This is a genomic window from Lapillicoccus jejuensis (genome assembly GCF_006715055.1).
GTDB lineage: Bacteria > Actinomycetota > Actinomycetes > Actinomycetales > Dermatophilaceae > Lapillicoccus > Lapillicoccus jejuensis.
Window position 1 is genome coordinate 3,177,813 of sequence record NZ_VFMN01000001.1, and the last position, 26,952, is coordinate 3,204,764.

Here is a 26,952-nt window from a genome sequence, read left to right on the forward strand (position 1 = left end):
CCCGTGGAGGCCGCGCTGCACCGCTTCGTGCGCTTCCTGCGGCTGCGGGGCGTCCGCGTCAGCGTGGCCGAGGGCGTCGACGCCCTGCGCGCGGCCGCCCAGCCGGGCGTGCTCGCCGACCGGGAGACCCTGCGGGCGGCCCTGGCCGTCAGCCTGGTCAAGGACCGGCGTGACCTCGAGGTCTTCGACGAGGTCTTCGACCGCTTCTTCGCCCTCAGCGCGGTGGTGCCGCCCGAGGACGGGGCCGGACACTCGCACGCCCACGACGACCTCGTCGACGACGGCGAGCTGACGACCTTCACGCTCTCGGAGGAGCCGGGCGACACCCCTCAGGACGGGCACTCGCACGGCAAGCCCGAGGACCTGCGCAGCTACTTCAAGCCCGAGGACCTGGCCCAGCAGTACAACCTGCACCAGGAGGCCGACAAGATCGACATGGCCGCCCTCACCGACGAGATCGTGCTGTCCAACGACACCGCCGGCTCGCCGGGGGAGGCGGCCCGGGTCCAGCTGTCGACCCGGAGGCTGCACAACCCCGGTGCGCCCGGGCAGCTGTCCTCGCGGCCCGGTCTCGAGCTCGACGCCGAGCTCGACGTCGCGCAGGAGATGATGCTGCTGGCCTGGGTCTCCGAGGTGGAGTCCGAGCTCGAGGAGGCGGCCGGCGAGCCGCCCTCGCTCGCCGCCCTCCGCGAGGCGCTGGCACCCCTGCTGGCCGGTCTGCCCGAGCGGCTCAAGGAGCACCTCGAGCGGCTCATGGCGATGGAGCGCGAGGTCGAGACCCGCGAGGTCGCGGCCGGCCGCGCCGAGACGATCGACGAGGCCGAGCGGGCCGACCTCGAGGAGTCGCTGCGCCGGCTGCTGCGCTCGTTGCGGGGGGCGCCGCGGGCGCGTCGTACGGTCTCGGCGCGGGGGACCGTGGACGGGGCCCGGACCATGCGCGCCAACATGCGCTACGACGGGATCCCGTTCCGGCCGGTGACGGTCCGCAAGGTGCAGGACCGCCCCCGGCTCGTCGTCCTCGCCGACGTCTCGCTCTCCGTGCGCGCGACCGCGCGGTTCACCCTGCACCTCGTGCACTCGCTCCAGTCCCTGGCCGCGCAGGTGCGCACCTTCGCCTTCGTCGACGAGGCGGTCGAGATCACCGACCTGTTCGCCGAGCACCGGCTCGAGGACGCCCTGTCGCTCGTCATGGCGGGGCTGCCGGCCGGCGGGGTGCTCGACGTCGACGCCGACTCCGACTACGGCGCGACCTTCACCTCCTTCCTCGAGCAGCACGGGTCGGCGCTGGGGCGACGGACGACCCTCGTCGTCCTCGGCGACGGCCGCGGCAACAACAAGGACCCCGGCCTCGGCGCCTTCGAGGAGATGACCCGCCGGGTGCGCGAGACCGTCTGGCTGACCCCGGAGCCGCGCTACTCCTGGGCGCTGGGCCGCTGCGACCTGCCGCTGTACGCCGAGCACTGCGACCGGGTGCAGGTCGTGCGCGGGCTCAAGGGCCTCGACCTCGCCAGCACCCCCGAGGCGACCGCCCGGTGACCGGGCTCGTCGCAGCCCCCATCGACCCCCTCGCGCCGATGCGCACCCCGGGGGAGTACGAGGACGCGCTGGTCGTCGTGCGCCGGCGGTCCGGCGACGGGCCCGCCCCGGCGTCCCGGGTCGCGACGGAGCACTTCCGGGTCGACACCCGCGACGGCCGGCTCACCGTCACCCACCGGCTGCGCCCCGACGAGGTCGACGACGACCTGGCCGGCCTGCTCGTCGACGAGCTCTTCGGGCCCGGGTGGGTGCGCGGTCCCGAGCTGTTCGAGCGCCTCTTCACGGGGGTGGTCCGCAGCCTGGCGCCCGACCCCCTCGACGCGTGGGAGCTGTTCTACCGCAACACGACCGCGCGGCTCGAGGCCCTGCGCACCGCTCGCGGGACCGAGGTCGCGGCGGCCCACGGCTGCATCGCCGGCTACGCGCCGGTCTACGAGCGGGCCGAGGCGCTCGTGCCGGCGGGGTCGGTGCTCGAGCTCGGCAGCTGCTTCGGCTTCCTGTCGCTGCGCCTGGCCGGCCTCGGTCACGACGTCACGGCCAGCGACGTGGCGGCCGGGACGGTGCGGCTGCTCGCCGCCGTGGCGCCCCGGCTCGGCGTGCGGCTGACCACCGTGCTCGCCGACGCGGCGCGGCTGCCGCTGGACGACGGGTGCGCCGACACGGTCCTCGCGATCCACCTGCTCGAGCACGTCGACGCCGACCACGGCGCCGCCGTCCTGCACGAGGCGGTGCGCTGCGCGCGGCGCCGCGTCGTCGTCGCCGTCCCCCTCGAGGACGAGGCGGACGAGTCCTTCGGTCACGTCCGCACCGTGGACCTCGACGACCTGCGCGCCTGGGGTCGCGCCAGCGGGCTGCGGTACGACGTCGCGGAGCACCACGGCGGCTGGCTCGTCCTCGACCGCTGACCCGGTTCCGCGGCTGCCGCGCCCACGCAGCCATCACCTGATCGCTCCGTGCGGAACAGACCGCGTGCCAGCCGTCAGATGACGCCCATCTTCGAGGCGGCGTAGACCGCCTCGGCCCGGCGGCTGACCCCGAGCTTGCGCAGGATGTTGCCGACGTGGAACTTGGCCGTCGTCTCCGAGATGTAGAGCCGCTGGCCGATGTCGCGGTTGGACAGGCCGCGGGCCAGCAGCCGCAGCACCTCGGCCTCCCGCGAGGTCAGCTGGGAGACGGACGGCTGCGGCGGGGCGTTGAGACCGCGCACCATCGCCGACGCGCTGCGGGCGTCGAAGGCGCTCTCCCCGCGGCTGACGTCGCGGATGGCGCGCACGAGCCCGGTCGTGTCGACGTCCTTGACGACGTAGCCCCGGGCGCCCGCGCGCACGGCCTGGAGGACGAGCTGCTCGTCGAGGAAGGTCGTGAAGACGAGCACCGAGACCTCGGGGTGCGTCGAGGAGAGGGTCTGGCACAGCTGCAGGCCCTCGGCGTCGGACGAGGTCGACAGCTTGAGGTCGAGGACCACGACGCGAGGTCGGGTGCGGGCGACGACGGCCATCGTCTCGGGGACCGTCGCCGCCTCGCCGACGACCCGCAGGTCGTCCTCGCGCTCGAGGATCGAGCGCAGGCCCTGGCGGACGATGGCGTGGTCGTCGACGAGGACGATGTCGACGACCGGCCGCAGCTCGCCCGGACGGCGCCCCGGGGGCGGCTCGGAGGGACGGACGCTGCGCGGGACGAGGGTGGCCATCAGCTCTCCTGGGTGGTGGTCGCGGCGGGGGTGGTCGCGGCGGTGGTGGACGCGGCGGGGGTGGACGCGGGGCCGACGAGGCCCTCGATGACCCCGCGCGAGGCGGGTCGCAGCGGCAGGGGCAGGCGCAGCTCGACGCGCACCCCGCCCATCCGGGCGCGGCGGAAGACGACCGTGCCGCCCAGGTCGGCCATCCGGCTCTCGATGTTGACCAGCCCGCGGTGCCGCCCGTCGGTCGAGGACGCGCGCTCCAGCCGCAGGAGGCGGCGCAGGTGCCCGGGGTCGCCGTGGCCGTCGTCGGCGACCGAGACCATCAGCTCGTCCGGGGCGTAGCGCAGCCGGACCATGACCTTGCTCGCCTCGGCGTGGGCGGCGACGTTGAACAGCGCCTCGCCGACCGCCCGGGCGATCTCGTGGTGGGCGTCGCCGGGCAGCGGCACCGGCGCCCCCATGACCCGCAGCTGCACGTCGAGGGTGTGGTCGTGCTGCCGGCTCACCTCGTGCAGCAGCTCGGGCAGGGTGGAGACCGCGTCGCGGTGCGGCTGGTGCAGGGCGTAGATCGCCCGCCGCAGCTGCTCCACGGCGTGCCCGCTCAAGGTCTTGGCCGTGCCGAGCCGCGCCTCGAGGGGGGCCGCGGCGGGGCCGAGGGCCTCGGCCTCCCCGCGGGCGAGCTCGACCGCCATGCCGGCGGACAGCACGCACTGCGTGACGCTGTCGTGCAGCTCGCGGGCGATCCGGTGCCGCTCGGTGTCGAGCAGCTCGCGCTCGCTGGCGACGTGCAGCCGGTGCTGGGCCTGGCGCAGCTCGGCGGTGCGGACGGCGAGGTCCTGGGACTTGGCGGTCGCCTCGTCGTACAGCTGCTGGGCGCGTCGGTGCATGGCCAGCGTGGCCTGGTGCTGCTCGGAGGTGTGCAGCGACACGGCCGCCTGGTTGGCGAGGATGCGCAGCACCGACAGGTCGCTCGGCTCCGGCTCCTCGGGCAGCCGGTGCAGGCCGGCGAGCGTCCCGATCGTCACGCCCTCGAGGGTCATCGGCACCCGGACCCAGCCCTCGTCGGTCCGCGCGGGGGTGAGGCCGGCGCGGACGGCGCCCAGCTCGCGTCGTACGGGCGGGGGGAGGCGACGCTCGTCGGTCTCGGTGCGCCCGTCGGGGGTGACCGCCACGAAGCGCGGCCGCGCGCCCACGAGACACCCGTCGGCGAGGGCGAGGACGGTCCACTCGGCCTCGAGGTACGCCGCCGCCGCCGTCGCGACCTCCTCGAGGAGGCCCCGGGGGCCCTCGACCGTGCGCACGAGGGCCCGCGAGATCGAGTCCATCGCGCGGACCGCGTGCTGCAGCCGCTCGTGCGAGCGCAGGTACTCGCGGTAGAAGGAGCCCTTGCCGCTGCGGACGCCGGTGAGGCTCGCGAGGTCGGGGGAGGTCACAGGGCGTCCCGGAAGAGCCGCACCAGCTCGTCCGAGGAGGCCGACCGGGGGTTGGTGGTCAGGCAGGCGTCGTCGAGGGTCGTCGTCGCCAGCTGGGTGAGCACGGACTCGTCGACCCCCAGCTCGCGCAGACCCCGCGGCACCCCGACGTCGTCGGCGAGCCCGCGCACGTGCTCGGCGAGCAGCTCGGCCGCCTCCTCGCCGGGCAGACCGTCGACGGGCAGGCCGACGGCGCGCGCCAGGGCCACGAAGCGGTCCGGTGTCGCGCGGGCGTTGTAGCGGATGACGTGGGGGAGCAGCACCCCGTTGACGACGCCGTGGGGCGCGTCGAGCAGGCCCCCCACCTGGTGGCTCATCGCGTGGGTCGCGCCGAGGATCGCGTTGGTGAAGGCGAGGCCGGCGTTGAGGCTGGCCTGCGCCATCCCCTCCCGGGCCGACAGGTCGTCGGGCCGCAGGATCGTCTGGTGCAGGTGGCGGCCGACGAGGCCCACCGCGCTGAGCGCGTGGATGTCGGCCAGCGGGTTGTGCGCCAGCGAGACGTAGGACTCGATGCCGTGGGTGAGGGCGTCCAGACCGGTCGCCGCCGTCAGCCACTCCGGCATCGTCGACAGCAGCCGCGGGTCGACGACGGAGACGTCGGGGACGAGCGCCGCCCCCATGATCGTCACCTTCACCCGTCGGGCCGTGTCGGTGACGATGCAGAACTGCGAGACGTCGGCGCCGGTGCCGGAGGTGCTGGGGATCGACAGCAGCGGGGGGATCGGGCGCGACACCTGGTCGATCCCGGCGTAGTCGAGGACGTTCCCGCCGTTGGTGGACAGCACCGCGATCCCCTTGGCGGCGTCGATGCAGGAGCCACCGCCCAGGGCGACGAGCACGTCCGCCTCCGCCTCGCGGTAGCGGGCGTGGCCCGCGGCGATCTCGTGGTCCTTGGGGTTGGGGGTGACGTCGTGCCACACCACCGGGCGCAGGCCGACCTCGCGCAGGTGGGCGAGCAGCTCGTCGGCCCACCCCGCCTCGATGACCCCGGGGTCGGTGACGACGAAGGGGCGCCGCGCACCCAGCCGGCGGGCGACGTACCCGGCCTCGGCGAGCGAGCCGGGTCCGAAGACGATCTCGGGCGCGTGGAACTTCACCAGCCGCGGCGCGGCGGGGACCGGGTGGGCGGACGCGTCCGCGGCGTGCGTGGACGGCTCCAGTCCGGCGTGCATGCCCCTCCGCCCGACGTGCCACAACGCTGTCCGCCGAGCGCAGCAGCCCTGCACGCCACGGCGAGGGTACCCCGGCCGGTCCGGGTGCGGGCCGGGACGGCGATGACGATCCGGTCACCGCGGGTGTGGAAGGATCGAGCGACCGCCGCGCCCAGACGCACGAGCCCCGGGAGGCACCCGCATGACCGCCGACACCACCGCGCCCCCCGCCCACCGCCGGGTCCTGCTCAAGCTCTCCGGCGAGGTGTTCGGCGGCGGCGAGGTCGGCGTCGACCCGCTCGTCGTCAAGGGCATCGCCGAGCAGATCGCCGCCGCCGTCCGCGACGGCGTCCAGGTGGCCATCGTCATCGGTGGCGGCAACTTCTTCCGCGGCGCCGAGCTGCAGCAGAAGGGCATGGACCGGGTCCGCGCCGACTACATGGGGATGCTCGGCACGGTGATGAACTGCCTGGCGCTGCAGGACTTCCTCGAGAAGGCGGGCGTGCAGACCCGCGTGCAGACCGCCATCACCATGGGGCAGGTCGCCGAGCCCTACATCCCGCTGCGCGCGATCCGGCACCTGGAGAAGGGCCGGGTCGTCATCTTCGGCGCCGGCGCCGGCATGCCGTTCTTCTCCACCGACACGGTCAGCGCCCAGCGCGCGCTCGAGACCAAGTGCGACCGGCTGCTCATCGCCAAGAGCGGCGTCGACGGGGTCTACTCCGCCGACCCCAAGCTCGACCCGGACGCCGTCAAGTACGACACCCTCACCTTCGCCGAGGCCCTGCACGAGGGGCTGAGGATCGTCGACACCGCCGCCTTCAGCCTGTGCCAGGACAACCGGCTCGAGATGCTCGTCTTCGGCATGGAGGGCGAGGGCAACATCACCCGGGCCCTGCAGGGTGAGAAGATCGGCACGACCGTCACCGCCGGCTGACCGCCGCCCCCCGCGCCGCACGCTCCGCGCTCCCAACGACACCCGAGGACGTCCAGCACCGATGATCGACGAGACCCTGTTCGAGGCCGAGGAGAAGATGGAGAAGGCGGTCGACGTCGCCAAGGAGGACTTCGCCGGCATCCGCACCGGTCGGGCCAACCCCGGCATGTTCACCAAGATCCTCGTCGACTACTACGGCGCCCCGACCCCGCTGCAGCAGCTCGCGTCCTTCCAGACGCCCGAGGCGCGCACCATCCTCGTCACGCCGTTCGACCGCGGCGCGATGAACGACATCGAGCGCGCGCTGCGCGACTCCGACCTCGGCATCAACCCCAGCAACGACGGCCACGTCATCCGCTGCGTCCTGCCCGTCCTCACCGAGGAGCGGCGCCGCGAGTACGTCAAGCTGGCCAACGGCAAGGCCGAGGACGCCCGCGTCTCCATCCGCAACATCCGCCGCAAGGCCAAGACCGACCTCGACCGGCTGGTCAAGGACGGCGAGGTCGGCGAGGACGACGGCGTGCGCGGCGAGAAGGACCTCGACGCGATGACGAAGAAGTTCGTCGACCAGGTCGACGCCCTGCTCAAGGGCAAGGAGACCGAGCTCACCGAGGTCTGAGCCGGCCCCCCTCCCACCGTCGTCCCCGCGCCATGACCGACACCCCGTCCGCCGCCCCCGGGTCCGTCCCCGACGAACCCGTCGTCCTGGCCCCGGTGACGACCGAGGAGCAGGCGGTGAGCATCTCGCGCGCCGGGCGCAACCTGCCCGCGGCGATCACCGTCGGGGTCACCCTCGGCGCGCTCGTCGTCGCCAGCCTCTTCGTCCACCGCCAGCTCTTCATCCCGCTGGCGACGGCCTCGGTCTGCGTCGGGGTGTGGGAGATCGCCCGGGCGCTGCACCGCGGCGGCTTCCGCGTGCCGCTGGTGCCGGTGCTGCTCGGCGCCGTGTCGATGAACGTCGCCGCCTTCACCGGCGGCGGTCAGGCCCTCGCCGTCTGCTTCGCCCTGTCCGGCGTCGCCGTCGTCATCTGGCGCTTCGCCGACGGAGTCGAGGGCGCGGCCCGCGACGCGGCCGGCGGGATGTTCGCGCTCGCCTACCCCGCCCTGCTCGCCTCGTTCTACGCGCTGCTGCTCGCCCCCGAGGACGGCGCCTGGCGCATCTTCACGTACGTCGCCGTCACCGTCGCCAGCGACATCGGCGGCTACGCGGTCGGCGTCCTGTGGGGCAAGCACCCGATGGCGCCGACGATCAGCCCCAAGAAGTCGTGGGAGGGCTTCGCCGGGTCGGTCGCCTCCAGCGCCCTCGTGGGCCTCGGCTGCGTCACCCTCACCCTCGACGGGCCGTGGTGGGCCGGGCTGCTGCTCGGCGCGCTCGCCGCCATGGTCGCCACCGTCGGCGACCTCGTCGAGTCGACCGTCAAGCGCGACCTCGGCGTCAAGGACATGTCGAACATCCTCCCCGGCCACGGCGGGGTGATGGACCGGCTCGACTCGCTCGTCCTCGTCGCCCCGGTGGCCTGGGCGGTGCTCGCCATCCTCGTGCCCGTCGCGGGCTGAGCCCGCTCGGGCGCCACGGGGCGTCGTACGGGCTCAGCGGAGCGGGCCGCCCTCGTCGCGGACCATCCGCACGAGACGGGCGACGACGGCGGGGTCGCGCAGGCCGTCGTGCTCGTGCTCGTTGGTGACCCAGGTGCGGGTCGCGCCCATCGCGGCCGCGGTCTCCAGCTGCAGGCCGGAGTCGACGTACATGTCGTCGTGGTAGACCGCCGCGGCGACCGGGACCTCGTTGGCGGCCAACCGGTCGAGGTCGTAGAGCGGGCCCCAGTCGGCCCGCTCGTGCAGCAGCGCGGTGGCGGCGGCGTACGGGCGCAGCAGCCGGATCTCCTCCATCATCCAGGGGAACATCGTCTCGCCGGTGAAGAGCAGCGGCCGCGCGGTCTCCGCGAACTCGGGGTGCCGGCCGAGCTCGGCGGCCGCCGCCCAGCCGGTCGGGGCGCCGCCCTCGGTGCCGTAGATCGCCTCCTGGAGGACGACGTAGAGCGGGTTGCTCGCGTACGACGTCTCGCCCTGGACGTGCTCGAGGAAGGCCGGCACCGGCTCGCCGTCGTCGTCGAGCGCGTCGTCGAGGACCCACGCGAGGTGGGTCCCACCCTGGACCATCCCCAGGCGCGCGCCGAGGGTCTGCAGCCGGCGCACGGTGAGGACGTCGCCGTCGGGGAGCCGGACGTCGCCGGCGGAGAGGCGGTCGGCGACCTGCGCGGCGCGGTCGGCCAGGTGCGGGAAGCGCGCCCGCAGCGCCGCGTTCTTCGCGGCGATCCGCGGGACGGTGCGGCGGTAGACCTCGGCGGCGTCCGGGCGGGTGCTCGGCAGACCGCCGGTGACGTAGCAGGCGGCCAGGCCCTCGGGGGCGAGCGAGAGGTACGTGAGGGTGCAGAAGCCGCCGTACGACTGGCCGAGCGTCTCCCACCGGCGGCCGTCGAACAGCGTGCGGCGGGCGTGCTCGGCGTCGCGGACGATCGAGTCGGCGCGGAAGTGGCCGAGGTACGACGCCTGCTCGGCGGCGGCGCCGCGCGCGGTGATCGCGCGCGGGGTGACCGGGGTGCTGCGTCCGGTGCCGCGCTGGTCGAGCAGGAAGACCCGGTGGGTGCGTAGCAGCTCGGTCAGCCAGGCGACGTCGGCCGACGGTCGCGGCGACGCGCCGCCCGGGCCGCCCTGGAGGTAGACCAGCGCTGGCAGGTCGTCGCCGCGCCGGTCCGGGGCGACGACCTCGCGCACGAGGACGCGCAGGCTCTCGGTCGCGTCACCGCGGTCCGCCGCGGCCCAGTCGAGCGGGACGGTGAGCACGTGGTCGGTGACGTCGAGGCCCGGGAGCCGGGAGCGCGTCGGGGTGGGGGAGTCGGTCGCGGTCGCGGGGTCGGGCACCGCTTCAGCCTAGGGTCGCCTGCCCCCTGCCGTTGCGTCCGCACCACGGCGGCACCGGTGCCCCAGGGGTGCGGACGTCCGGAGGGCCGATCTCAGCGTCCGCATCATCGGGGCACCGGTGCCCTGCGGTTGCGGACGTCCGGCACGGCGCCGAGGCGGCCTGGGGGCGCCGTACGGCCGGTGGACCCGGCGGAGGTGGGACACTGGAGGCGTCATGAGCCAGCCGCAGCCCCTCCCCGAGCCGACCACCCGCCCGGCCCCGGGCGCCCTCACCTTCACCGCGCCCCGTCGCGGCAAGCCGCCGCGCCACCTGGCCGACCTCACCCTCGCCGAGCGGGTCGAGGCCGTCGCCGCGCTCGGGCACAAGGGCTTCCGGGCCAAGCAGCTGTCGACGCACTACTTCGAGCGGCTCGTCGACGCCCCCGAGGACATGACCGACCTGCCCAAGGCGGTCCGCGACGACCTCGTCCGCGACCTCCTGCCGACCCTGCTCACCCCGATGGTCCAGCGGGTCGCCGACGACGGGATGACGCTCAAGTCGGCGTGGCGGCTGCACGACGGCGCGATCGTCGAGTCGGTCCTCATGCGCTACCCCGACCGCGTGACGATGTGCATCTCCAGCCAGGCCGGCTGCGGGATGAACTGCCCGTTCTGCGCGACGGGGCAGGCGGGGCTGACCCGCAACCTGTCGGCGGCCGAGATCGTGGAGCAGGTGGTGTACGCCGCCCGCCAGCTGCGCCGCGGCGAGCTCGCCGGCGGCGGTGAGGGCGACCGGGAGACGCCGCTGCGGGTGAGCAACGTCGTCTTCATGGGGATGGGGGAGGCGCTGGCCAACTACAAGGCCGCCGTCGGGGCCATCCGCCGGCTCGTCGAGCCCGCCCCCGAGGGGCTCGGCATGTCGGCCCGCGGCATCACGATGTCGACGGTCGGGCTCGTGCCGGCGGTCGACCGGCTCGCGGCCGAGGGGATCCCGGTGACGCTCGCGCTGTCGCTGCACGCCCCCGACGACGAGCTGCGCGACGAGCTCGTCCCGATCAACACGCGCTGGAAGGTCGACGAGGCGCTCGACGCGGCGCGGCGCTACTTCGACGCGACGGGCCGGCGGGTGTCGATCGAGTACGCCCTCATCCGCGACGTCAACGACCAGGCCTGGCGGGCCGACCTGCTGGGCAAGAAGCTCGTCGAGCGGGGCAAGGGCTGGGTCCACGTCAACCCGATCCCGCTCAACCCGACGCCGGGCTCGAAGTGGACCGCGTCGCGGGCGGGGGTCGAGCAGCAGTTCGTCGAGCGGCTGCGCGCCCACGGCGTGCCGACGACGATCCGCGACACCCGCGGCCAGGACATCGACGGCGCCTGCGGCCAGCTCGCCGCCTCCACCGCCTGACCGGAGCTGCGGGGGAGGGACGTCGCCGCCCGTCCCGGGTGGGCAGCAGTCCGTCGTACGGCGTGACGTCGACGTCCCGTTCACGCAGCAGTCCGGACCCGGGGGTGACGTCCACGCCCCCTTCCCGCAGCAGTCCGGACCCGGGGTGACATCGATGTCACCCGCCGCACGCGGATCCGCAGCGACGACAACGCCTTAACCGGTTCGACACCGGACTTGCGATCGACCCCACGGGCGCACAGACTCCACCCCATGTCACCGACGACAGCGCGCGCCCGTCGCCGCTCCTCCCTGCGCCCCGCGGCCCTCGCCGTGGGGCTCGTCTCCGCCCTCGCGGCCGGCCTGCTGGCCGCCGTCCCCGCCGCCGGCGCGACGCCGTACGGCGTCCCGACCGCCCCCCACGTCACCGCGCAGGAGGCCGCCCGCGTGGCCGCCGCCCGCGCGGCGATGCCCGACCTCGGCGACCACGTCGTCGTCGTCGACCCGACGATGACCACCGCCGCGATCCAGGCGGCCGCCGACGCGATCACCGCCCAGCAGGTCGACGACGAGATGGGCCCGGGCCGCTGGGCGCTGCTCTTCCTGCCCGGCTCCTACGGCTCCACCACCGAGCCGCTGCACATCCAGGTCGGCTACGGCACGGAGGTGGCCGGCCTCGGCCGCGACCCCGGCGACGTGCAGGTGACCGGCAAGATCGAGGTCTTCAACCGCTGCCTCGCCCCCGACAACTGCATCGCGCTCGACAACTTCTGGCGCTCGCTGGCCAACCTCACGATCCACGTCGCCGGCGGCGACGGCTGCCGCGCGTCGGCCAACTTCTGGGCGGTGTCGCAGGCCTCGCCGATGCGCCGCGTGCAGGTCGACGGCAACCTGTCGCTGATGGACTACTGCACCGCCGGCCCGCAGTACGCCAGCGGAGGCTTCATCGCCGACTCGCGCACCTCGACGGTGACCAACGGCAGCCAGCAGCAGTTCCTCGTCCGCGACAGCAGCATCGGCACGTGGTCCAACGGCGTGTGGAACCAGGTCTTCTCCGGCGTCGAGGGCGCGCCCGCGCAGTCCTTCCCGAGCACCGACCCGGGCCCCTACACCACCCTCGACACCACCCCGGTCAGCCGCGAGCGGCCGTACCTCTTCGTCGACGACACCGGCGCCTGGAACCTCCTCGTCCCCGACGCGCGCACCGGCTCGCGCGGCCCGACCTGGTCGGACACCACCTCCACGCCCGGCACCGTCGTGCCGCTGTCGGCCGTCCACGTCGCCCACCCCGGTGACTCCGTCGCGTCGATGAACGCCGCCCTGCGCGCCGGCCGGCACCTGCTGCTCACCCCGGGCCAGTACGACGTCCCGCAGTCCATCACCGTCAACGGTGACCGCCAGGTGCTGCTCGGTCTCGGCCTGCCGGCCCTGACCGCCGTGGGTGGCGCCGTCCCGGTCGTCGTCAAGGGGATGGGTGCGGACGTCGCCGGGATCATGGTCGACGCCGGGACGACCACCTCGCCGGCGCTCGTCCGCGTCGGGGAGGCTCGCTCCCGCGCCAAGGGCGAGACGACCCCGCCGACCGCCCTGCAGGACGTGTTCTTCCGGGTCGGCGGCCCGCACGCCGGCCGCGCCGGCACCGCCCTCAAGGTCACCGCGGACGACGTCGTCCTCGACGACATCTGGGCCTGGCGCGCCGACCACGGCCAGGGCGTGGGCTGGACGGTCAACCCGGCCGACCACGGCGTCGTCGTCACCGGCGACCGCGTGACGGCCACCGGCCTGTTCGCCGAGCACTTCGAGAAGGACAACGTCGTGTGGTCGGGCGAGGACGGCCGCACGGTCTTCTTCCAGAACGAGCTCCCGTACGACGCCCCCGACCAGGCCTCGTGGCGGCACGGCAGGACCCTGGGCTACGCCGGCTACAAGGTCGACCCGACGGTGCAGCGGCACGAGCTGTGGGGCGGGGGCGTCTACGTGTTCACCAACGTCAACCCGTCGCTGCACGCCAGCTCGGGCTTCTCGGTCCCGGTGACCCCGGGCGTGCGCCTGCACGACCTCCTCACGGTGAACCTCGGCGCGGGCACCATCGACCACGTCGTCAACGACGTCGGCGCCCCGGTGTCGTCGGCCGCGATCGGCGTCCCGAGCTTCGTCACGTCGTACCCGTGAGGCCCGTTCCGGACTGAGGGCACGGGACGGGATGGCACCTCGGTGCCATCCCGTCCCAGGGACCCCGTGTCCCGATCTGGTACGCCACATCGCTCAAGTCGCTCGGTGAACGACCGATCTCGGGGGTGTCAGCACGCCAGCACAGCGAAGGCAGGACCGACGTGACCATCACGACCGACGCCCCCTCCCGGGCGCGCGAGGCCATCCGACCGACCGGGGTCGAGCGCTCCTTCGGCGCGGACGAGCTCATCGTCTCCAAGACCGACCGTCGCGGGGTGATCACGTACGCGAACGACGTCTTCTGCCGCGTCGGGGCCTACGAGCTCGACGAGGTGCTCGGGCGACCGCACAACCTCATCCGCCACCCCGAGATGCCGCGGGCGGTCTTCGCGCTGCTGTGGGAGACGATCTCCTCCGGACACGAGCTCTTCGCCTACATCAACAACCTGGCCAAGGACGGCGCCAACTACTGGGTGCTGGCCCACGTCACCCCCTCGTTCGACGAGCGCGGTCAGGTCGTCGGCTACCACTCCAACCGTCGCCGCCCGTCCCCGGGGGCGCTGGCCCAGGTGCGTCCGCTCTACGCCCAGCTGCTCGCCGAGGAGCGGCGCCACTCCTCGACCAAGGCCGCCGTCGCGGCCTCCTCGGACCTGCTCGCCCGGCTCGTGCGCGAGCGGGCGGCGAGCTACGAGGAGCTCGTCTGGTCGATCATCGGTACCCAGGAGGTCTGAGATGTCCCTGTTCCCCCGCCGCCAGTCCTCCGCCCAGACCACCGAGCTCGCGACGTACCGCGCGTTCGTCCACCAGCTGACGCAGGACCTGTCCGCCGCCGCGCGCGGGGACCTCGAGGCCCGGGTCGTCTCCGTCGAGGGGTCGGACGCCGTACCCGAGCTCGTCCAGCTGCGCGACGCCGCCAACCGCGTCCTCGACGTGTCCGACGCCTTCGTCCGGGAGGCCAGCGCCTCCCTCACCTCGGCCTCCGAGGGCCGCTTCCACCGCAAGGTGCTCCTCACGGGACTGCCCGGCTCGTTCCGCCGGGGCGCCTCGACGATCAACGACGCCCGCGACGCGATGAGGCGCACCGCCGACCGCGTCGACTCGGCCGCCTCCTCCCGCGCCGACCTCGCCGACGAGTTCGAGTCGATCGTCCTGTCGACGTCCGAGGGCGTCGCGGCCGCCGCGACCGAGCTCTCGGCCACGGCCGCCGGGCTCACCGACGCGGCGACGGCGGCGAGCGGCGAGATGGATACGGCCCTCGGCACCATCGATACGCTCACCCGCGCGTCGCTCGAGATCGCCCAGGTCATCTCGCTCATCGAGAGCGTCGCCGGTCAGACCCGGCTGCTGGCCCTCAACGCGACCATCGAGGCCGCCCGCGCCGGGGAGGCCGGCCGCGGGTTCGCCGTCGTCGCCGGCGAGGTCAAGGACCTCGCCGACCAGACCGGCCGCGCGACCGAGAAGGTCACCGAGCAGGTCGCGGCCATCCAGGCCTCCTGCGACAACGTCGCGTCGGTCATGAGCTCGGTCGGGGACACCGTCCTCGCCATGACCGGGCTCGTCCAGGGCATCGTCGACGCGGTCGACGGCTCGGGCTCCGTGACGGACCAGACCGGTCTGGCGCGGATGGCCGAGCAGCTGCGCTCGCAGATGTCGGGCTTCCTCTCCGAGATGCGGCGCTGACCCCGACCCCCCCACCGGTCGCGTCGACCGGGCAGGTGACCGGCCCGATGAGGTCACCTCCCCTCACATGCACGGGGGACCGGTCCCGTCCCTCGATCGGCCCGGGTGACCCTCGGTAGCGTCCGCGCCATGCCGCTGTGGAGGATCACCAGGCCGGGAGGCCGGTACGGCGTCCCGCGCAGCGAGACCCGCGACCCGATCGGTCTCGCCGTCGCCGGGCTGGGGCTGCTGGCGCGCTCCGAGGTCGTCGACCGGCTCGGGGTCCGCCGACCGCTCGAGCGGCTCGTGCACCGCACCACCCGCGACGGCTTCGCCGCCGTCGCCCGTGTCGGCGCCGCCGGCCGGGGGTTCACCCGTCGCGGCCGGCACGGCGTGGCGGGGGAGCGGGTGCCCGACGTCGCCCCCTCCGGCGTCCTCGACCTGACCCCGACCGAGGACCAGCAGCAGCTGCTCGACGTCGTGCGCGAGCTGGCCGCGGAGGTCGTGCGCCCCGCCGCCGAGGCGGCGGACGAGGCCTGCGCGACCCCGGCCCACGTCCTGGACGCCGCGAACGAGCTCGGCCTGCCGCTGCTCGGCGTCCCGGAGTCCCTCGGCGGCATCGTCGAGGAGCGCTCCGCGGTCACCGGCGTCCTCGTCGCCGAGGCCCTCGCGCACGGCGACCTCGGCATCGCCCTCGCCACCATGGCCTCCGGGTCGGTGGCGACGGCCATCGGCCTGTGGGGCGACGAGGCCCAGCAGCAGACCTACCTGCCGGCCTTCACCGGCGACACCCCACCCGTGGCGGCCCTGGCCCTCGCCGAGCCCACCATCCTGTACGACGCCCTGCACCCCGCCACCACCGCGCGGCGCGACGGCGGCGAGCTGGTCCTGTCCGGGACCAAGAGCCTCGTCGTGCGCGGCTGCGAGGCCGAGCTGCTGCTCGTCGGTGCGGTCCTCGAGGGCCGGCCGGTGCTCGTCCTCGTCGAGGGCGACGCGCCAGGGCTCGCCGTCCGGGCCGACCCGTCGATGGGGGCCCGCGCGGCCTCGCTCTCCCGGGTCGTCCTCGACGAGGTGCGCCTGCCCGCGGCGAACCTCCTCGGGGCCGACGACGGGTCGACGTACCGCGAGTGCGTGCGGCTGTCGCGTCTCGCCTGGTGCGCCCTCGCGGTCGGGGTCGGGCAGGCGGTCCTCGACCACGTCACGCCGTACGTCAAGGAGCGCCAGGCCTTCGGGGAGCCCATCGCGCACCGGCAGGCCGTCGCGTTCATGGTCGCCGACCTGGCCATCGAGCTGCAGGCCATGCGGCTGCTGACCTGGAAGGCGGCCGCCCAGGTCGCCTCGGGCAAGGACGCGGCGCGCGCGGTGGCGCTGGCCCGTCAGGCCTGCGCCGAGCACGGCATGCGGATCGGGCTCGACGGCGTCCAGCTGCTCGGCGGGCACGGTTTCACCAAGGAGCACCCGGTCGAGCGGTGGTACCGCGACCTGCGCGCCGTCGCCGTCGCCGACGGTGCCGTTCTTGTCTGAGATGCAGGTTCTCCGGAAGGGACAGCCCCGATGATCGACCTCGAGGTGCCGCGCCGGCTGCGGCCGCTCGTCTCGCAGACGCACCAGGTCGCCGTGAACATGCTGCGTCCCATCTCGCGCACCTACGACCGGGCCGAGCACGCCTACCCCACCGAGCTCGACCTGCTCGCGAGCATGGTCGACGGTCTGGCCGACTCCGGCGCGTCGAGCGGGGCCGGGGCGGCGGGCGTGCGCCGCGACGGCGGGGCGGGTGGACGGGGCGGGGGCGTCCGCAACGGCGCCAACCTCGCCTCCGTGCTGTCCATCCTCGAGATGTGCTGGGGCGACGTGGGGCTGCTGCTGTCGATGCCGCGCCAGGGCCTCGGCAACTCGGCCATCGCGTCGGTGGCGGACGAGGAGCAGCTGCGCCGGTTCGCCGGCGTGTGGGCGTCGATGGCGATCACCGAGCCCGGCACCGGGTCGGACTCGGCCAGCATCACGACGACCGCGGTGCGCGACGGGGACGAGTACGTCCTCAACGGGGAGAAGATCTACGTCACCGCGGGCGAGCGCAGCGACGCCGTCGTCGTGTGGGCGACCCTCGACCGCTCGCTCGGGCGCGCCGCGATCAAGAGCTTCGTCGTCCCCAAGGGCACGCCCGGTCTGCGGGTCGAGCGGCTCGAGCGCAAGCTCGGGATCAGGGCGTCGGACACCGCGACCCTCGTGCTGCAGGACTGCCGGGTGCCGGCGGAGAACCTGCTCGGGTCGCCCGAGATCGACACCAAGCAGGGCTTCGCCGGGGCGATGGCGACGTTCGACAACACCCGTCCGCTCGTCGCCGCGATGGCCGTCGGCTGCGCCCGGGCCGCCCTCGACCTCACCCGCGACCTGCTCGAGCAGGCCGGCGTCGTCGTCGACCACGACGTGCCGCCCCTCGCGCAGTCCGCGGCGGCGGCGCGCTTCCTCGCCCTCGAGTCGGACTGGGAGGGCGCGTACCTGCTCACCCTCCAGGCCGCCTGGCTCGCCGACAACCGGCGGCCCAACTCGCTCGAGGCGTCGATGGCCAAGGCCAAGGCGGGACGCGTCGGCTCGGCCGTCACCCTCGGCTGCGTCGAGCTCGCGGGCACCCTCGGCTACGGCGAGGGCGAGCTGCTGGAGAAGTGGGCGCGGGACAGCAAGATCCTCGACATCTTCGAGGGCACCCAGCAGATCCAGCTGCTCATCGTCGCCCGCCGCGTCCTCGGGCTGACCAGCGCGCAGCTGCGGTAGGTGCTGCGGTGAGCGCGTCGGGCGCTCAGTCGGTCCAGGTGAGCGTGCGGAACCGCTCGAGGAGCGGCAGGTGGACGTCGGGGACGTCGAGCGCGACCCGCCCGTAGAGCCACAGCAGGAGATCGGCCGCCGAGGCGGTGAGGACCGCGGCGTCGTCGCCGGTCGGCCCACCGTCCTCCGGCGCGGTGCGGGTGACGCGCAGCGTCTCCGGCCGCGGGCCCTCCCGGATCTCCCACCGGTCGCCGGTGTCGTTCGCGCACAACAGGATCCGTCCGGCGAGACCGGGCGTGCCGTCGTCCGCGGGATCGGCCTCGGTCGCCACCGACACCGTGAGGAACTCGTCGACCGCGTCGGCGGACAGGTCCGGCTCGAGCTCCGGGACGGGCAGCCCCGCGGCCTCGGCGACGTCCCGGTGGTGGACCATCGCCTCCTGCACCTGATGGCGGACGACGAACCCGGCGTCCTCGTGCCCCGGCGCCCACGTCCACACCGGCGTCGACGGGTCGCACCCGCCGAGCACCCGGCACAGCCGCTCCGCGCCGGCGGTGAAGCGGTCGAGCAGCTCGTCGTCCGGGGCCCGGGGCGGCCGGTCGGCGGGTGGCACCGGCTCCCGGCGCCGCTCCTGCACGATCGTCGCCCACGACCAGTGCACGTCGCTCAGGTGCGCCACGAGGTCGGCGACGCGCCAGCCGGGGCAGGCGGGCACGTCGGCCCCGAGGTGCCCCGCCGCCGCGGCGGCGAACCCCGCGCTGTGGCGTCGTACGGCGTCGACGTACGTCGCCTGGTCGAGCCGCGTCCCGTCGCCCACCCTCGGAGGCTAGCGCCGCGGCGGCGCGAGCGGCGGGAGCGCGTCAGAGCCGGGCGAGCCAGGGGTGCTCGGGGTGACGACGCCGTACGGCGTCCCGCAGCCAGCCCCGCGCGTCGTCGCCCAGCAGGGGGAGCGCCGCGGCGAGGTCGGCGCGGTCCTTGGGCCGGTCGAGCCGCGCCTTCATCGCGAGCGCCAGCTCGGGCCGCAGGTAGCGCACGCCGGCGTCGGGACCGTCCGTGCTCACCCAGGTCGCGTCCTCGAGCGGTCGCACGAGCGACGGCTCGCGCTTGTCGACCCAGGCGCCGTCCGCGTCCGCGGTGGCGAGCAGGTCCGCGCGCCAGGGCGACCAGGCGTGCGCCCGGACCCACACCTGCTCGGACTGCTCGTGCAAGGTCGGGTTGACGTCGTCCAGGAGCCGGAAGAGGTGGCTGCCCACCGACCACAGGTCGTAGCGCGGCGCGAGCGCGGCCCGCAGGGACGGCAGGTCGCGGGTGAAGAAGGCGACGTCGACGTCCTCGTGGTGGCGGGCCACGCCGGTGAAGGCCTCGACCGCCACCCCGCCGCACACCCACCACGGCCCGTCGAACGACGCCAGCTCGGCCCGGGCCTCGGCGAGGGTCCACGGCCGCCAGGGGCCGACGGTGCGCAGGAAGTCCCGCTCGCGCGGGTCGGCCGCGGCGACCGGGTCGATCGCCGCGTCGACCGGCCCGAAGTCGCGCGGGGCCGGTGCCGGGCCCGACGTCGGCTGCTGCGCCACGGTCGCCACCGTACGCTGGTCGGGAACCGCGGGGCGGCGTACCCCGTTGTCCCCTGTGAGGTCCCTGAGCGGACCTCGCGCCGCACCCACCCGCCGACGAGAGACGAGATGGATCCCGCCGACAGTCCGAAGGCCACCCGCCGACCCGAGTCGCCCGCGCCGAGCGCGGGCTGGACGAGGCAGGTGAGTGGCCGTTGAGTGCACTGCTCACCCTCCTGCTGGGCCTGCTCGTCGTCGTCCTCATCACCGTGGCGACCGGCTGGTTCGTGGCGCAGGAGTTCGCCTTCATGACCGTCGACCGCTCCCGCCTCGCGGCGCAGGCGGCCGCCGGGGACCGCGCCGCCGAGCGCGCGCTGCAGGTGACGAAGCGGACCTCGTTCATGCTGTCCGGGGCCCAGCTGGGCATCACCGTCACGGGGCTGCTCGTCGGGTACGTCGCCGAGCCGCTCATCGGGGCGTCGCTGGGCACCCTGCTCGGGGGCGTCGGCGTGCCGCAGGCGGTCGGCATCACCGTCGGCACCGTCCTCGCCCTGCTCGTGTCCACGGTCGTCCAGATGCTCTTCGGTGAGCTGGTCCCGAAGAACCTCGCCATCGCCCGGCCCGACCCGGTCGCGCGCGCCCTGGCCCGCTCGACCTCGCTCTACCTCACGCTCGCCGGCTGGCTGGTCACGGTCTTCGACGCGTCGTCCGAGGCGCTCCTGCGGCTGCTGCGCATCGAGCCCGTGCACGACGTCGAGCAGGCCGTCTCCGCCCGCGACCTCGAGCACATCGTCCGCGCCTCGCAGGAGAGCGGTGACCTGCCCGCCGACCTCGGCGTGCTGCTCGACCGCGTCATCGACTTCCCGACCCGCGACGTCGAGCACGCCGTCGTGCCGCGCCACCGGGTCGACGTCCTGCCCCCGACCGCCACGCTCGCCGAGGTGCGCACGCAGATGGCGACCGGCCACTCGCGCTACCCCGTGGTCGACGAGGGGCAGCAGGTCGTCGGCGTCGTGCACCTGCACGACGTCCTCGCCGCCCGTGAGGGCGCGACGGCGGCCGACCTCATGCGTCCGGCCACCGTCGTCGCCGGCCTGATGACCCTGCCGGACGCGCTCGGCGAGCTCGTCTCGCGGCGCGAGCAGCTGGCCTGCGTCGTCGACGAGTACGGCGGCTTCGACGGCATCCTCACCCTCGAGGACCTCGCCGAGGAGCTCGTCGGCGAGGTGCCCGACGAGCACGACCTCGCCGCCGGCGCCGAGCCGTCCGTCGCCGTCCCCGTCGAGGGGGAGTGGCTGGTCGCCGGGGACACCCCGCTCGACGAGGTCGAGCGGGGCCTCGGCCGCGACCTGCCGCGCGGCGACTGGGAGACCGTGTCCGGGCTCGTCATCGCGCGGCACGGGCGGTTGCCCGAGCCCGGTGACGCCGTCGAGCTCGAGCTCGAGCCCGACGGTGAGGAGCTGCTCGAGGACGGCCGCGGCCCGGTGGTCCGGCTCGAGGTGGTCGACGTCGCCAGCCACGTCCCCGCGACGGTGCGGGTCTCGTGGGCCGAGCCGACCGCCGCTGCGGCGGTGGTCACGACGCCCGACGGCGCCGCGACCGCGGGGGGTGAGCGGTGATGGGTGGGGTGCTCGTCCTCGTCGCCACGGTGGCGCTCATCGCGCTGTCGGCGTTCTTCGTCGCCGTCGAGTTCGCCCTGCTCGCCGCGCGCCGGCACCGGATCGCCGAGGCGGCGGCCACCAGCCGCTCGGCCCGCGCCGCGCTGCGCAGCTCGCAGGAGCTGACCGTGCTGCTCGCCGGCTCGCAGCTCGGCATCACCGTCTGCACGCTGGCCCTCGGCGCGGTGACCAAGCCGGCCGTGCACGACTGGCTCACGCCCGTCATCGCCGGCTGGGGCGCCCCGGCGTGGGTCGCCGACACCGTCGGGTTCGTCCTCGCGCTCGTCGTCGTCACCTTCCTGCACCTCGTCGTCGGCGAGATGGCCCCGAAGTCGTGGGCCATCGCCCACCCCGAGCGGTCGGCCATCATGCTCGCGCTCCCGATGCGCGCCTTCATGGCCGTGTCGCGACCGCTGCTCGTCCTGCTCAACGAGGCCGCCAACGCGTGCCTGCGCCGGGTCGGGGTCGAGCCGGTCGACGAGGCCGTGTCCGGCCGCGACCCGCAGACCCTGCGGCACCTCGTGGAGCACTCGGCCGAGGTCGGCACGCTCGACGCGGGCGACTCCGGCCGGCTCACCGAGGCGCTCGCGCTCGCCGAGCTCACCCTCGGCGAGCTGGTCCGCCCGGGCGCGCTGACGACCGTGCCCGAGGGCGCCCGCGTGCGCGAGGTCCGCGAGGCCGCGCTGCGCACCGGTCACCTGCGCATCCTGCTCGCCGACGGCGAGGGGCTCACGGGTCTGGTCCACGTGCGGGACACCCTCGTCCTCGGCGAGGACGAGCCGGTCGCCGCCGTCGCCCGCCCCCTCGTCCGCGAGCCGGCCGACGCCCCGGTCATCGAGGTGCTCGCCCGGATGCGCGCCACGGGCACCCACCTCGTCGTCGTCTCCGACGGCGGGGGGCAGCCGGGCGAGGGGCAGGACGCCGTACGGGGCGTGGTGACCGTCGCCGACGTCGTCCGCCGCCTGCTCGCCCCCACCCCCGCCTGACCGAGCACAGGAAACCCCACGTCAGGCCGCTCCGGACCCGACGCCGATGTGGGGTTTCCTGTGTTCGGACATGGGCGGAATGGGCACGGTGACCCCATGAGCGACACCAACGACCTACCCGGCCAGGACCGTCCCGCCCAGGTGGAGGCGGTGCAGGCCGTCGTCGACCGCATCGTCTCCTGGCAGGACGGCGCCACCGAGGACACCGTGCGCGAGGAGCTCGAGAAGGGGCTCTCGGAGGCGGGGGTCCACGTCCCCGACGGCTTCGTCGACGAGGTCGTGCGCCGGGTCGCCGACGAGGAGACCGCGCACTTCGACGTGGCGCCGCTGCTCGGGCGCTGACCCCTCAGGAGGGCGGCGGCGACGTCCGCGCGAGGACGTCGACCGCCGCGTCGACGTCCCCGACCACGTGGACGACGTCGCCCAGCGACCGCCCGGCGCCCAGGGCGGCCAGCAGGGGCGCGACGGGCAGCCGCCGCTCCCAGTGCTCGGGGTCGACGAGGACCAGCGGCGCGAGCGCCGTGGCGGGCGTCGCGTAGTAGAGCCGCGTCGCCAGCTGGAAGACCTCCTGCACCGTGCCCGCCGCACCGGGCATCACGACGACGCCGGCGGTCGCGCGGGCCAGCAGCCCGTCCTCGCGGATCGCGTTGGAGAAGTACTTGGCGACGCCCTGGGCGAAGACGTTCGGCGGCTCGTGCCCGTAGAACCACGTCGGGATCCCGAGCGACGTCCGCCCCGTCGCCGGCCCCACCGCGTCACGCACCTGCAGCGCCAGCCGCGCCCACGCCGCGACGTCCGGGAGGAACGACGGCACTGCCGCGAGCCGCCGTACGGCGTCCTCCAGGCGCACCTCGTCGGCCGCGGCCGCACCGAGGTTCGCCGCCTCCATCGCGCCGGGACCGCCGCCGGTGGCGACGACGTACCCGGCCCCGGCGAGCCGGTGGCCGAGCCGGGCCGCGTCGCGGTAGCCGGCGCTGCCGCGGTCGGCGGCGTGCCCGCCCATGACGCCGACGACGGGCAGCCCGTCGGCCCACTCGTCGAGCGCGTCGGTGACCGAGTCGTCGTGGATGGCCCGCAGCAGCGTCGCGTAGGCGTCGCGCTCGAGCCGGCGGTCGCGCGACCAGCGGTACGCGCGGGCGTCGGGCGTGGCGTCGTACCCGCGCTCGAGCCCGGCGTAGAGCTCGTCGGCGGTGTAGAGCCGGCCCCGGTAGACGTCGACCGGCGCCTCGGGCGCGGCCGGGAAGACGACCGCGCCGGCGGCGCGCAGGTGGTCGCCGACCGCGGTCGGGACGACCCCGCCGAGGACGACGAGGCCGTGCGCGTGCGTCACGGCGAGCAGCGCGTCCGTGCACGGCGTGAGGTCGAGGTCCTGCAACCGCAGGCCCGCCAACGGTTTCCGCGCCTGAAGCCACCGGGCGAGCACGGCCGGGTCGTGGATCTCCACGAGCGCATCGTACGGAGCCCCGCGACCGGGGCCGCTACCGTGGCGCCCGTGTCGAGCACCCCACCGGCCCCGACCGACCCCTGCCCCTGCGGCACCGCCCGCCCGTACGGCGCGTGCTGCGGCCCCTACCTCGCGGGGGAGCCGGCGCCGACGGCGGAGGCGACGATGCGTTCCCGGTACACGGCCTACGCGGTCGGCGACGTCGGCCACCTCGTGCGCACCTGGCACCCGCGCACGCGCCCGACGGACCTGCGCATCCCCACGCTCGAGTGGGTCGGGCTGCGCGTCCTCGGCACGGAGGCCGGCGGGCCCGACGACGCGAGCGGCACCGTCGAGTTCGAGGCGCGGCACCTCGTCCTCGGCGGCACCGAGGTCCTGCACGAGGTGAGCGACTTCGTCCGCCGCGGTGGCCGGTGGGTGTACGTCGACGCGCGGGCCTGACCCCACCCTGATGCGGCGCCGTCTCAGCGCGGCCCGAACTCCCGCACCAGCGTGAGGAACCCGGCCTCCGCGCGGGTGACCACGTCGTCGGCGGGTCGGGCGTCGCGGGGTAGCGCGGGGTCCGCACCGGACAGCCACTCCTGCACGAACCGGCGCACGGGGGCGGCGACCCGCCCGTCGCCGACCTCGCGGGTGCGGGACTTGGCCTCCACGAGCTCGGCCACGGCCTCGAGCACGTCGCCGTCCGGCGGGGCCTCGGCGAGAAGCTCCTGGAGGTTCATCGGCGGGAGGCCGGCGTGCCCGCTCATCCAGTGCAAGGTGGCCGCCGGGCGCAGCGCGTAGAGGACGCCCTTGAGGCGGGCGACCTCGGCGTCGCCGGCTCCGCAGCGGTCCCACTGCTGGGCGCCGACGTGCCGGTAGTGCCGGGCCAGCGCCGCACGGTCGGCGACCTCCCCGACCAGCGCGAGCATGCGGTCGCGGAAGGCCGGGTCGCCGTCGTAGACGATCGGCGAGCGCAGCCACTCGCCGACCGTCGCGTTGCCCCGCGCGGCGAGCCGGACCGCCTTGGCCAGGTCCCACCCCGACACGTCGAACACCGCGTCGAGGGGGGTCTCGACGACGTCGCGTCGCGGCCACGGCGAGGCGTAGACCTCGAGCGGGCGCACGTAGAGGAAGCGGCAGTCGTCGTCGCTGTCCGGTGAGGGGAAGCCCCACGCGCGGCTGCCGCTCTCGACCGCCCAGGGCACCGTCACCGCGTGCTCGACCGCGACCGCGGCCAGCCGGCGGTCGATCTCCGCGACGCCGACGGGGTCCAGGTCGGGGGTCAGGGCTCGCACGCGGTCATGGTGCCCGATGCGTCCGCGTCCCGCTGGGCGACCGCCCGGCCCACCGTCCCGCCCGCCCTGTCAGGATCGCGTCGTGGTCGGGGTGCTCGAGGGGTTCGCGACGATCGCGGCGGTGGTCGCGGTCGGGTGGCTGCTCGCGCACCTGCGGGTGCTCGACACCACCGCGCAGAACGTCCTCAGCCGGCTCGCCTTCTACGTCGCCTCACCCGCGCTGCTGCTGACGGTGATGGCCCGCACGCCGATCTCGGCGGTGCTCTCGGCGAACCTCCTCTCCTCGCTCGCGAGCGTCGTGGTCACCGTCGCGCTGTACGTCGTCCTCACCCGCCGCCTCTGGCCGATGCCGCTGGGGGAGAGCGTCATCGGGGCGCTGTGCGCGTCGTACGTCAACGCCGGCAACCTCGGCATCCCCATCGCGCTCTACGTGCTCGGCGACGTCTCGCTCATGGCCCCGACGCTGCTCATGCAGCTGCTCGTCATCACCCCGGTCGTCATGGCCCTGCTCGACGCGGACGCCCGCGGCGTCCGCCCCACGCTGGGTCGCAGCCTCGGACGGGTGCTGCGCAACCCGATCACCGTCGGCGCGCTCCTCGGCATCCTCGTCTCGCTCGTGCGCGACCACGTGCCGGCGCTCGTCCTGCAGCCCGTCACGCTGCTCGGCGACATGGCGGTGCCGGCGATGCTCGTCGCCTTCGGGATCGCGCTGCGGCTCGGGCCGCTCCCGGGGGCCGGCGGGTCGTGGGGGCACGTGGGCACCGTGGTCGCGCTCAAGCTGCTCGTCCAGCCCGCAGCGGCCGTCGCCGTGGGCTGGGGGGTGGTCGGCCTGCGCGGCCACGCCCTCTTCGCGGCAGCCGTCACCGCCGCCCTGCCGACCGCGCAGAACGTCTTCACCTACGCCAACCGCTACAACCGGGGGCTGCTGCTGGCCCGGGACGCGATCTTCGTCAGCACCTTCGCGTCCGTCCCCGTGATCCTCCTGCTGGCGCTCGTCTTCCAGCTCGCCGGCGCGCGCTGAGCTCAGCCGACGAGCACCGACGTCACGCCCGACAGCGTGCCGACGAACGCGCGGTTCCCCGACAGGGCGGGGGTGGCGAAGCGGCTGGCCGTCGGCACCGCGATGCTCCCGAGGACCGCGCCCGTGCCGCCGGCCAGGGCGAGGAGCCTGCCGTTGCCGATCGCGTAGAGCGCCCCCGGTCCGGCCACGGGGGAGCCGGTGACGGACCCCTGCGTCCACCCGCGGTGGATGCCCCCGGCGGCGTCGACGTCGACGCGGGTGACACCGGTGGTGCAGGGCAGGTAGACCGTCGTCCCCGTGACGGCCGAGACGCCGTACGACGGGCAGAGCGACGCGGTGGCCAGCTGTCCCCCGATGCCGCCGAGGTGCCCCGCCCGCGCCGTGTAGCCGGTGCCGGACTTGCCGACCTGGAGGACCATGCCGTTGCTCGTCAGCGCCGGCGTCATCGACCCCAGGTCGAGGTCGCGCGCGTTGTCGCTCGCCCACGAGGTCGGGGCGAACCAGTCGACCACGCCCATCCGCCCGGTCAGCCGGGTGACCGAGTCGCTGCGGTCGTAGGCGCCGCTCGTCGAGGCCCCGTTGCCCACGGCGACGAAGACGGTGCCGTCGGCCGCGACCACGGGGCCGCCCGGCGCCCAGATCCCCGCCTCGCGGGCGGTCGGCACGACGTACGCGACCCCGCCGGAGGCGCCGTTCGCGAAGAGCGACAGGACGGCGCCCTTGTAGCTGCCGCAGTCGCCGGCCAGGCCGCCGAAGGCGACGTAGACGTTGCCGCGGTCGACGGCGAGCGCGGCGCGCTGCTGCTGCGCGCGGGGGTCGGTGCCGGGCACCTCCACGCGCTTGTCGAGCACCGGGACGCCGTCGCCGGGGCGCAGCGCCCACAGCTCGTGGGTGACGCCGGTGCTCGGTGAGCTCGTGACGGTGACCACGAAGATGCGCCCGGTGACGGGGTCGTACGCCGGGGTGCTCGTGATGCCGGTCGGGGAGATCGAGCCGGGGCAGGCGAGGACCGACGTGTCGGTGATGGCGCTGCGCAGGTGCCGCGACCAGCGCACCGCCCCCGTCGTCGGATCGATCGAGTAGACGGTGTTGTTCTCGGTCGCGACGACGACCCGCCCGCCGATGACGATCGGCGAGCCGTAGACGGCGCCGTCGAGCGAGCGGGTCCAGCCCGTGCGCAGCGAGGTGTACGACGCGGTGCCGGCGATGTGGCCGGAGCGCAGGTTGTCGCCGTGGTCCGTCGGCCAGTCGCCGGTGGCGGCGGTGGAGGTCGGGGCAGCGGTGACGAGGGCGGTGAGGGCGGTGAGCCCGGCGATCAGCGTGGGGAGCAGGCGACGGCGCATGGGTTCACCGTCCA

At 74.8% G+C, this 26,952-nt stretch carries 25 protein-coding genes; 16 read left to right on the forward strand and 9 right to left on the reverse strand.

Translation table 11 applies throughout. The features are described from left to right. Positions 1-3 precede the first annotated feature (3 nt). Positions 4-1,536: a VWA domain-containing protein gene (locus FB458_RS14795; protein WP_141849162.1), complete on the forward strand. Its 1,533-nt coding sequence runs from the start codon at positions 4-6 to the stop codon at positions 1,534-1,536. After that, entirely contained in the window at positions 1,533-2,441 is a 909-nt protein-coding gene (mftM, locus tag FB458_RS14800) for a mycofactocin oligosaccharide methyltransferase MftM (RefSeq protein ID WP_211356054.1), read from the forward strand. The genes FB458_RS14795 and mftM overlap by 4 nt, the downstream gene beginning before the upstream one ends. Before the next feature lie 74 nt (positions 2,442-2,515). Here the strand turns inward: mftM and FB458_RS14805 are convergent, their stop codons facing one another. Genes FB458_RS14805 through FB458_RS14815 form a run of 3 tightly spaced genes read right to left on the reverse strand, consistent with a single transcriptional unit; the run spans position 2,516 to position 5,861 of the window. Next, positions 2,516-3,226, reverse strand: coding sequence for a MadR family response regulator transcription factor (locus FB458_RS14805; protein WP_141849163.1), 711 nt, complete (start codon positions 3,224-3,226; stop codon positions 2,516-2,518). Further along, complete coding sequence (locus FB458_RS14810; protein ID WP_141849164.1) at positions 3,226-4,650, reverse strand: MadS family sensor histidine kinase; 1,425 nt, start codon at positions 4,648-4,650, stop codon at positions 3,226-3,228. The genes FB458_RS14805 and FB458_RS14810 overlap by 1 nt, the downstream gene beginning before the upstream one ends. After that, positions 4,647-5,861 carry an iron-containing alcohol dehydrogenase gene (locus tag FB458_RS14815; protein ID WP_141849165.1) on the reverse strand — a complete coding sequence of 405 codons (1,215 nt, stop codon included), beginning with the start codon at positions 5,859-5,861 and terminating at the stop codon, positions 4,647-4,649. Before FB458_RS14815 ends, FB458_RS14810 begins: the two co-directional genes overlap by 4 nt. Positions 5,862-6,042: 181 nt before the next feature. Here FB458_RS14815 and pyrH point away from each other — a divergent pair, with 181 nt between their 5' ends. The 3 genes from pyrH to FB458_RS14830 all read left to right on the forward strand — a co-directional run bounded on the left by pyrH (position 6,043) and on the right by FB458_RS14830 (position 8,334). Next, the gene (gene pyrH, locus FB458_RS14820; protein WP_141849166.1) at positions 6,043-6,777 is read left to right on the forward strand and encodes a UMP kinase; all 735 of its coding nucleotides are present in this window, start codon (positions 6,043-6,045) and stop codon (positions 6,775-6,777) included. Positions 6,778-6,838: 61 nt separating this feature from the next. Further along, positions 6,839-7,396 (forward strand): ribosome recycling factor, encoded by a 558-nt coding sequence (gene frr, locus FB458_RS14825; protein ID WP_141849167.1) that lies wholly within the window; start codon positions 6,839-6,841, stop codon positions 7,394-7,396. Positions 7,397-7,428: 32 nt separating this feature from the next. Further along, on the forward strand, positions 7,429-8,334 hold the full coding sequence (locus FB458_RS14830) for a phosphatidate cytidylyltransferase (protein ID WP_141849168.1): 906 nt from the start codon (positions 7,429-7,431) through the stop codon (positions 8,332-8,334). A gap of 33 nt (positions 8,335-8,367) precedes the next feature. Here the strand turns inward: FB458_RS14830 and FB458_RS14835 are convergent, their stop codons facing one another. Then, complete coding sequence (locus tag FB458_RS14835) at positions 8,368-9,699, reverse strand: alpha/beta fold hydrolase (protein ID WP_141849169.1); 1,332 nt, start codon at positions 9,697-9,699, stop codon at positions 8,368-8,370. Positions 9,700-9,913: 214 nt separating this feature from the next. On the opposite strand from FB458_RS14835, the gene rlmN reads away from it, so the two are divergent. The 6 genes from rlmN to FB458_RS14865 all read left to right on the forward strand — a co-directional run bounded on the left by rlmN (position 9,914) and on the right by FB458_RS14865 (position 17,665). After that, the gene (gene rlmN / locus FB458_RS14840; RefSeq protein WP_141849170.1) at positions 9,914-11,083 is read left to right on the forward strand and encodes a dual-specificity RNA methyltransferase RlmN; all 1,170 of its coding nucleotides are present in this window, start codon (positions 9,914-9,916) and stop codon (positions 11,081-11,083) included. A gap of 252 nt (positions 11,084-11,335) precedes the next feature. Continuing rightward, positions 11,336-13,234 (forward strand): adenylyl cyclase, encoded by a 1,899-nt coding sequence (locus FB458_RS14845; protein ID WP_246061257.1) that lies wholly within the window; start codon positions 11,336-11,338, stop codon positions 13,232-13,234. A 161-nt stretch (positions 13,235-13,395) separates the two neighbouring features. Further along, complete coding sequence (locus tag FB458_RS14850; protein WP_246061259.1) at positions 13,396-13,965, forward strand: PAS domain-containing protein; 570 nt, start codon at positions 13,396-13,398, stop codon at positions 13,963-13,965. 1 nt (position 13,966) lies between these two features. Then, positions 13,967-14,914, forward strand: a complete 948-nt coding sequence (locus FB458_RS14855) for a methyl-accepting chemotaxis protein (protein WP_141849171.1) — start codon at positions 13,967-13,969, stop codon at positions 14,912-14,914. Between the two features lie 129 nt (positions 14,915-15,043). Further along, positions 15,044-16,417 (forward strand): acyl-CoA dehydrogenase family protein, encoded by a 1,374-nt coding sequence (locus FB458_RS14860; protein WP_141849172.1) that lies wholly within the window; start codon positions 15,044-15,046, stop codon positions 16,415-16,417. A 30-nt stretch (positions 16,418-16,447) separates the two neighbouring features. Further along, the gene (locus tag FB458_RS14865; protein ID WP_141849173.1) at positions 16,448-17,665 is read left to right on the forward strand and encodes an acyl-CoA dehydrogenase family protein; all 1,218 of its coding nucleotides are present in this window, start codon (positions 16,448-16,450) and stop codon (positions 17,663-17,665) included. Positions 17,666-17,690: 25 nt separating this feature from the next. On the opposite strand, the gene FB458_RS14870 is transcribed toward FB458_RS14865, so the two are convergent. Together FB458_RS14870 and FB458_RS14875 are read right to left on the reverse strand one after the other, a co-directional pair. Beyond that, positions 17,691-18,473, reverse strand: a complete 783-nt coding sequence (locus FB458_RS14870; RefSeq protein ID WP_141849174.1) for a maleylpyruvate isomerase family mycothiol-dependent enzyme — start codon at positions 18,471-18,473, stop codon at positions 17,691-17,693. A 43-nt stretch (positions 18,474-18,516) separates the two neighbouring features. After that, positions 18,517-19,230 carry a hypothetical protein gene (locus FB458_RS14875; protein ID WP_141849175.1) on the reverse strand — a complete coding sequence of 238 codons (714 nt, stop codon included), beginning with the start codon at positions 19,228-19,230 and terminating at the stop codon, positions 18,517-18,519. Between the two features lie 194 nt (positions 19,231-19,424). On the opposite strand from FB458_RS14875, the gene FB458_RS14880 reads away from it, so the two are divergent. From FB458_RS14880 to FB458_RS14890, 3 genes are all read left to right on the forward strand, one after another. Beyond that, positions 19,425-20,828 (forward strand): hemolysin family protein, encoded by a 1,404-nt coding sequence (locus FB458_RS14880; RefSeq protein ID WP_141849176.1) that lies wholly within the window; start codon positions 19,425-19,427, stop codon positions 20,826-20,828. Beyond that, the gene (locus FB458_RS14885; RefSeq protein WP_211356055.1) at positions 20,828-21,853 is read left to right on the forward strand and encodes a CNNM domain-containing protein; all 1,026 of its coding nucleotides are present in this window, start codon (positions 20,828-20,830) and stop codon (positions 21,851-21,853) included. The genes FB458_RS14880 and FB458_RS14885 overlap by 1 nt, the downstream gene beginning before the upstream one ends. A 96-nt stretch (positions 21,854-21,949) precedes the next feature. Beyond that, the gene (locus FB458_RS14890) at positions 21,950-22,195 is read left to right on the forward strand and encodes a hypothetical protein (RefSeq protein ID WP_141849177.1); all 246 of its coding nucleotides are present in this window, start codon (positions 21,950-21,952) and stop codon (positions 22,193-22,195) included. A 4-nt stretch (positions 22,196-22,199) separates the two neighbouring features. Here the strand turns inward: FB458_RS14890 and FB458_RS14895 are convergent, their stop codons facing one another. Then, complete coding sequence (locus FB458_RS14895; protein ID WP_141849178.1) at positions 22,200-23,297, reverse strand: LOG family protein; 1,098 nt, start codon at positions 23,295-23,297, stop codon at positions 22,200-22,202. Positions 23,298-23,345: 48 nt separating this feature from the next. Between FB458_RS14895 and FB458_RS14900 the strand changes: the two genes are divergently transcribed. Beyond that, a complete protein-coding gene (locus FB458_RS14900) occupies positions 23,346-23,738 on the forward strand; it encodes a YchJ family protein (RefSeq protein ID WP_141849179.1) in 393 nt (130 codons plus the stop codon). Positions 23,739-23,761: 23 nt separating this feature from the next. On the opposite strand, the gene FB458_RS14905 is transcribed toward FB458_RS14900, so the two are convergent. After that, positions 23,762-24,574 (reverse strand): nucleotidyltransferase domain-containing protein, encoded by an 813-nt coding sequence (locus FB458_RS14905; RefSeq protein ID WP_141849180.1) that lies wholly within the window; start codon positions 24,572-24,574, stop codon positions 23,762-23,764. Between the two features lie 82 nt (positions 24,575-24,656). Between FB458_RS14905 and FB458_RS14910 the strand changes: the two genes are divergently transcribed. After that, complete coding sequence (locus FB458_RS14910; RefSeq protein WP_141849181.1) at positions 24,657-25,595, forward strand: AEC family transporter; 939 nt, start codon at positions 24,657-24,659, stop codon at positions 25,593-25,595. 2 nt (positions 25,596-25,597) lie between these two features. Here the strand turns inward: FB458_RS14910 and FB458_RS14915 are convergent, their stop codons facing one another. After that, the gene (locus tag FB458_RS14915; protein WP_141849182.1) at positions 25,598-26,938 is read right to left on the reverse strand and encodes an outer membrane protein assembly factor BamB family protein; all 1,341 of its coding nucleotides are present in this window, start codon (positions 26,936-26,938) and stop codon (positions 25,598-25,600) included. Positions 26,939-26,952: the final 14 nt, after the last annotated feature.

Bases quoted from the DNA above. Each gene is read 5' to 3' on its own strand.
- FB458_RS14805 (WP_141849163.1), bottom strand. From the start codon at position 3,226: ATGGCCACCCTCGTCCCGCGCAGCGTCCGTCCCTCCGAGCCGCCCCCG.
- FB458_RS14815 (WP_141849165.1), bottom strand. From the start codon at position 5,861: ATGCACGCCGGACTGGAGCCGTCCACGCACGCCGCGGACGCGTCCGCC.
- pyrH (WP_141849166.1), top strand. From the start codon at position 6,043: ATGACCGCCGACACCACCGCGCCCCCCGCCCACCGCCGGGTCCTGCTC.
- frr (WP_141849167.1), top strand. From the start codon at position 6,839: ATGATCGACGAGACCCTGTTCGAGGCCGAGGAGAAGATGGAGAAGGCG.
- FB458_RS14830 (WP_141849168.1), top strand. From the start codon at position 7,429: ATGACCGACACCCCGTCCGCCGCCCCCGGGTCCGTCCCCGACGAACCC.
- rlmN (WP_141849170.1), top strand. From the start codon at position 9,914: ATGAGCCAGCCGCAGCCCCTCCCCGAGCCGACCACCCGCCCGGCCCCG.
- FB458_RS14845 (WP_246061257.1), top strand. From the start codon at position 11,336: ATGTCACCGACGACAGCGCGCGCCCGTCGCCGCTCCTCCCTGCGCCCC.
- FB458_RS14855 (WP_141849171.1), top strand. From the start codon at position 13,967: ATGTCCCTGTTCCCCCGCCGCCAGTCCTCCGCCCAGACCACCGAGCTC.
- FB458_RS14860 (WP_141849172.1), top strand. From the start codon at position 15,044: ATGCCGCTGTGGAGGATCACCAGGCCGGGAGGCCGGTACGGCGTCCCG.
- FB458_RS14865 (WP_141849173.1), top strand. From the start codon at position 16,448: ATGATCGACCTCGAGGTGCCGCGCCGGCTGCGGCCGCTCGTCTCGCAG.
- FB458_RS14885 (WP_211356055.1), top strand. From the start codon at position 20,828: ATGGGTGGGGTGCTCGTCCTCGTCGCCACGGTGGCGCTCATCGCGCTG.
- FB458_RS14890 (WP_141849177.1), top strand. From the start codon at position 21,950: ATGAGCGACACCAACGACCTACCCGGCCAGGACCGTCCCGCCCAGGTG.
- FB458_RS14915 (WP_141849182.1), bottom strand. From the start codon at position 26,938: ATGCGCCGTCGCCTGCTCCCCACGCTGATCGCCGGGCTCACCGCCCTC.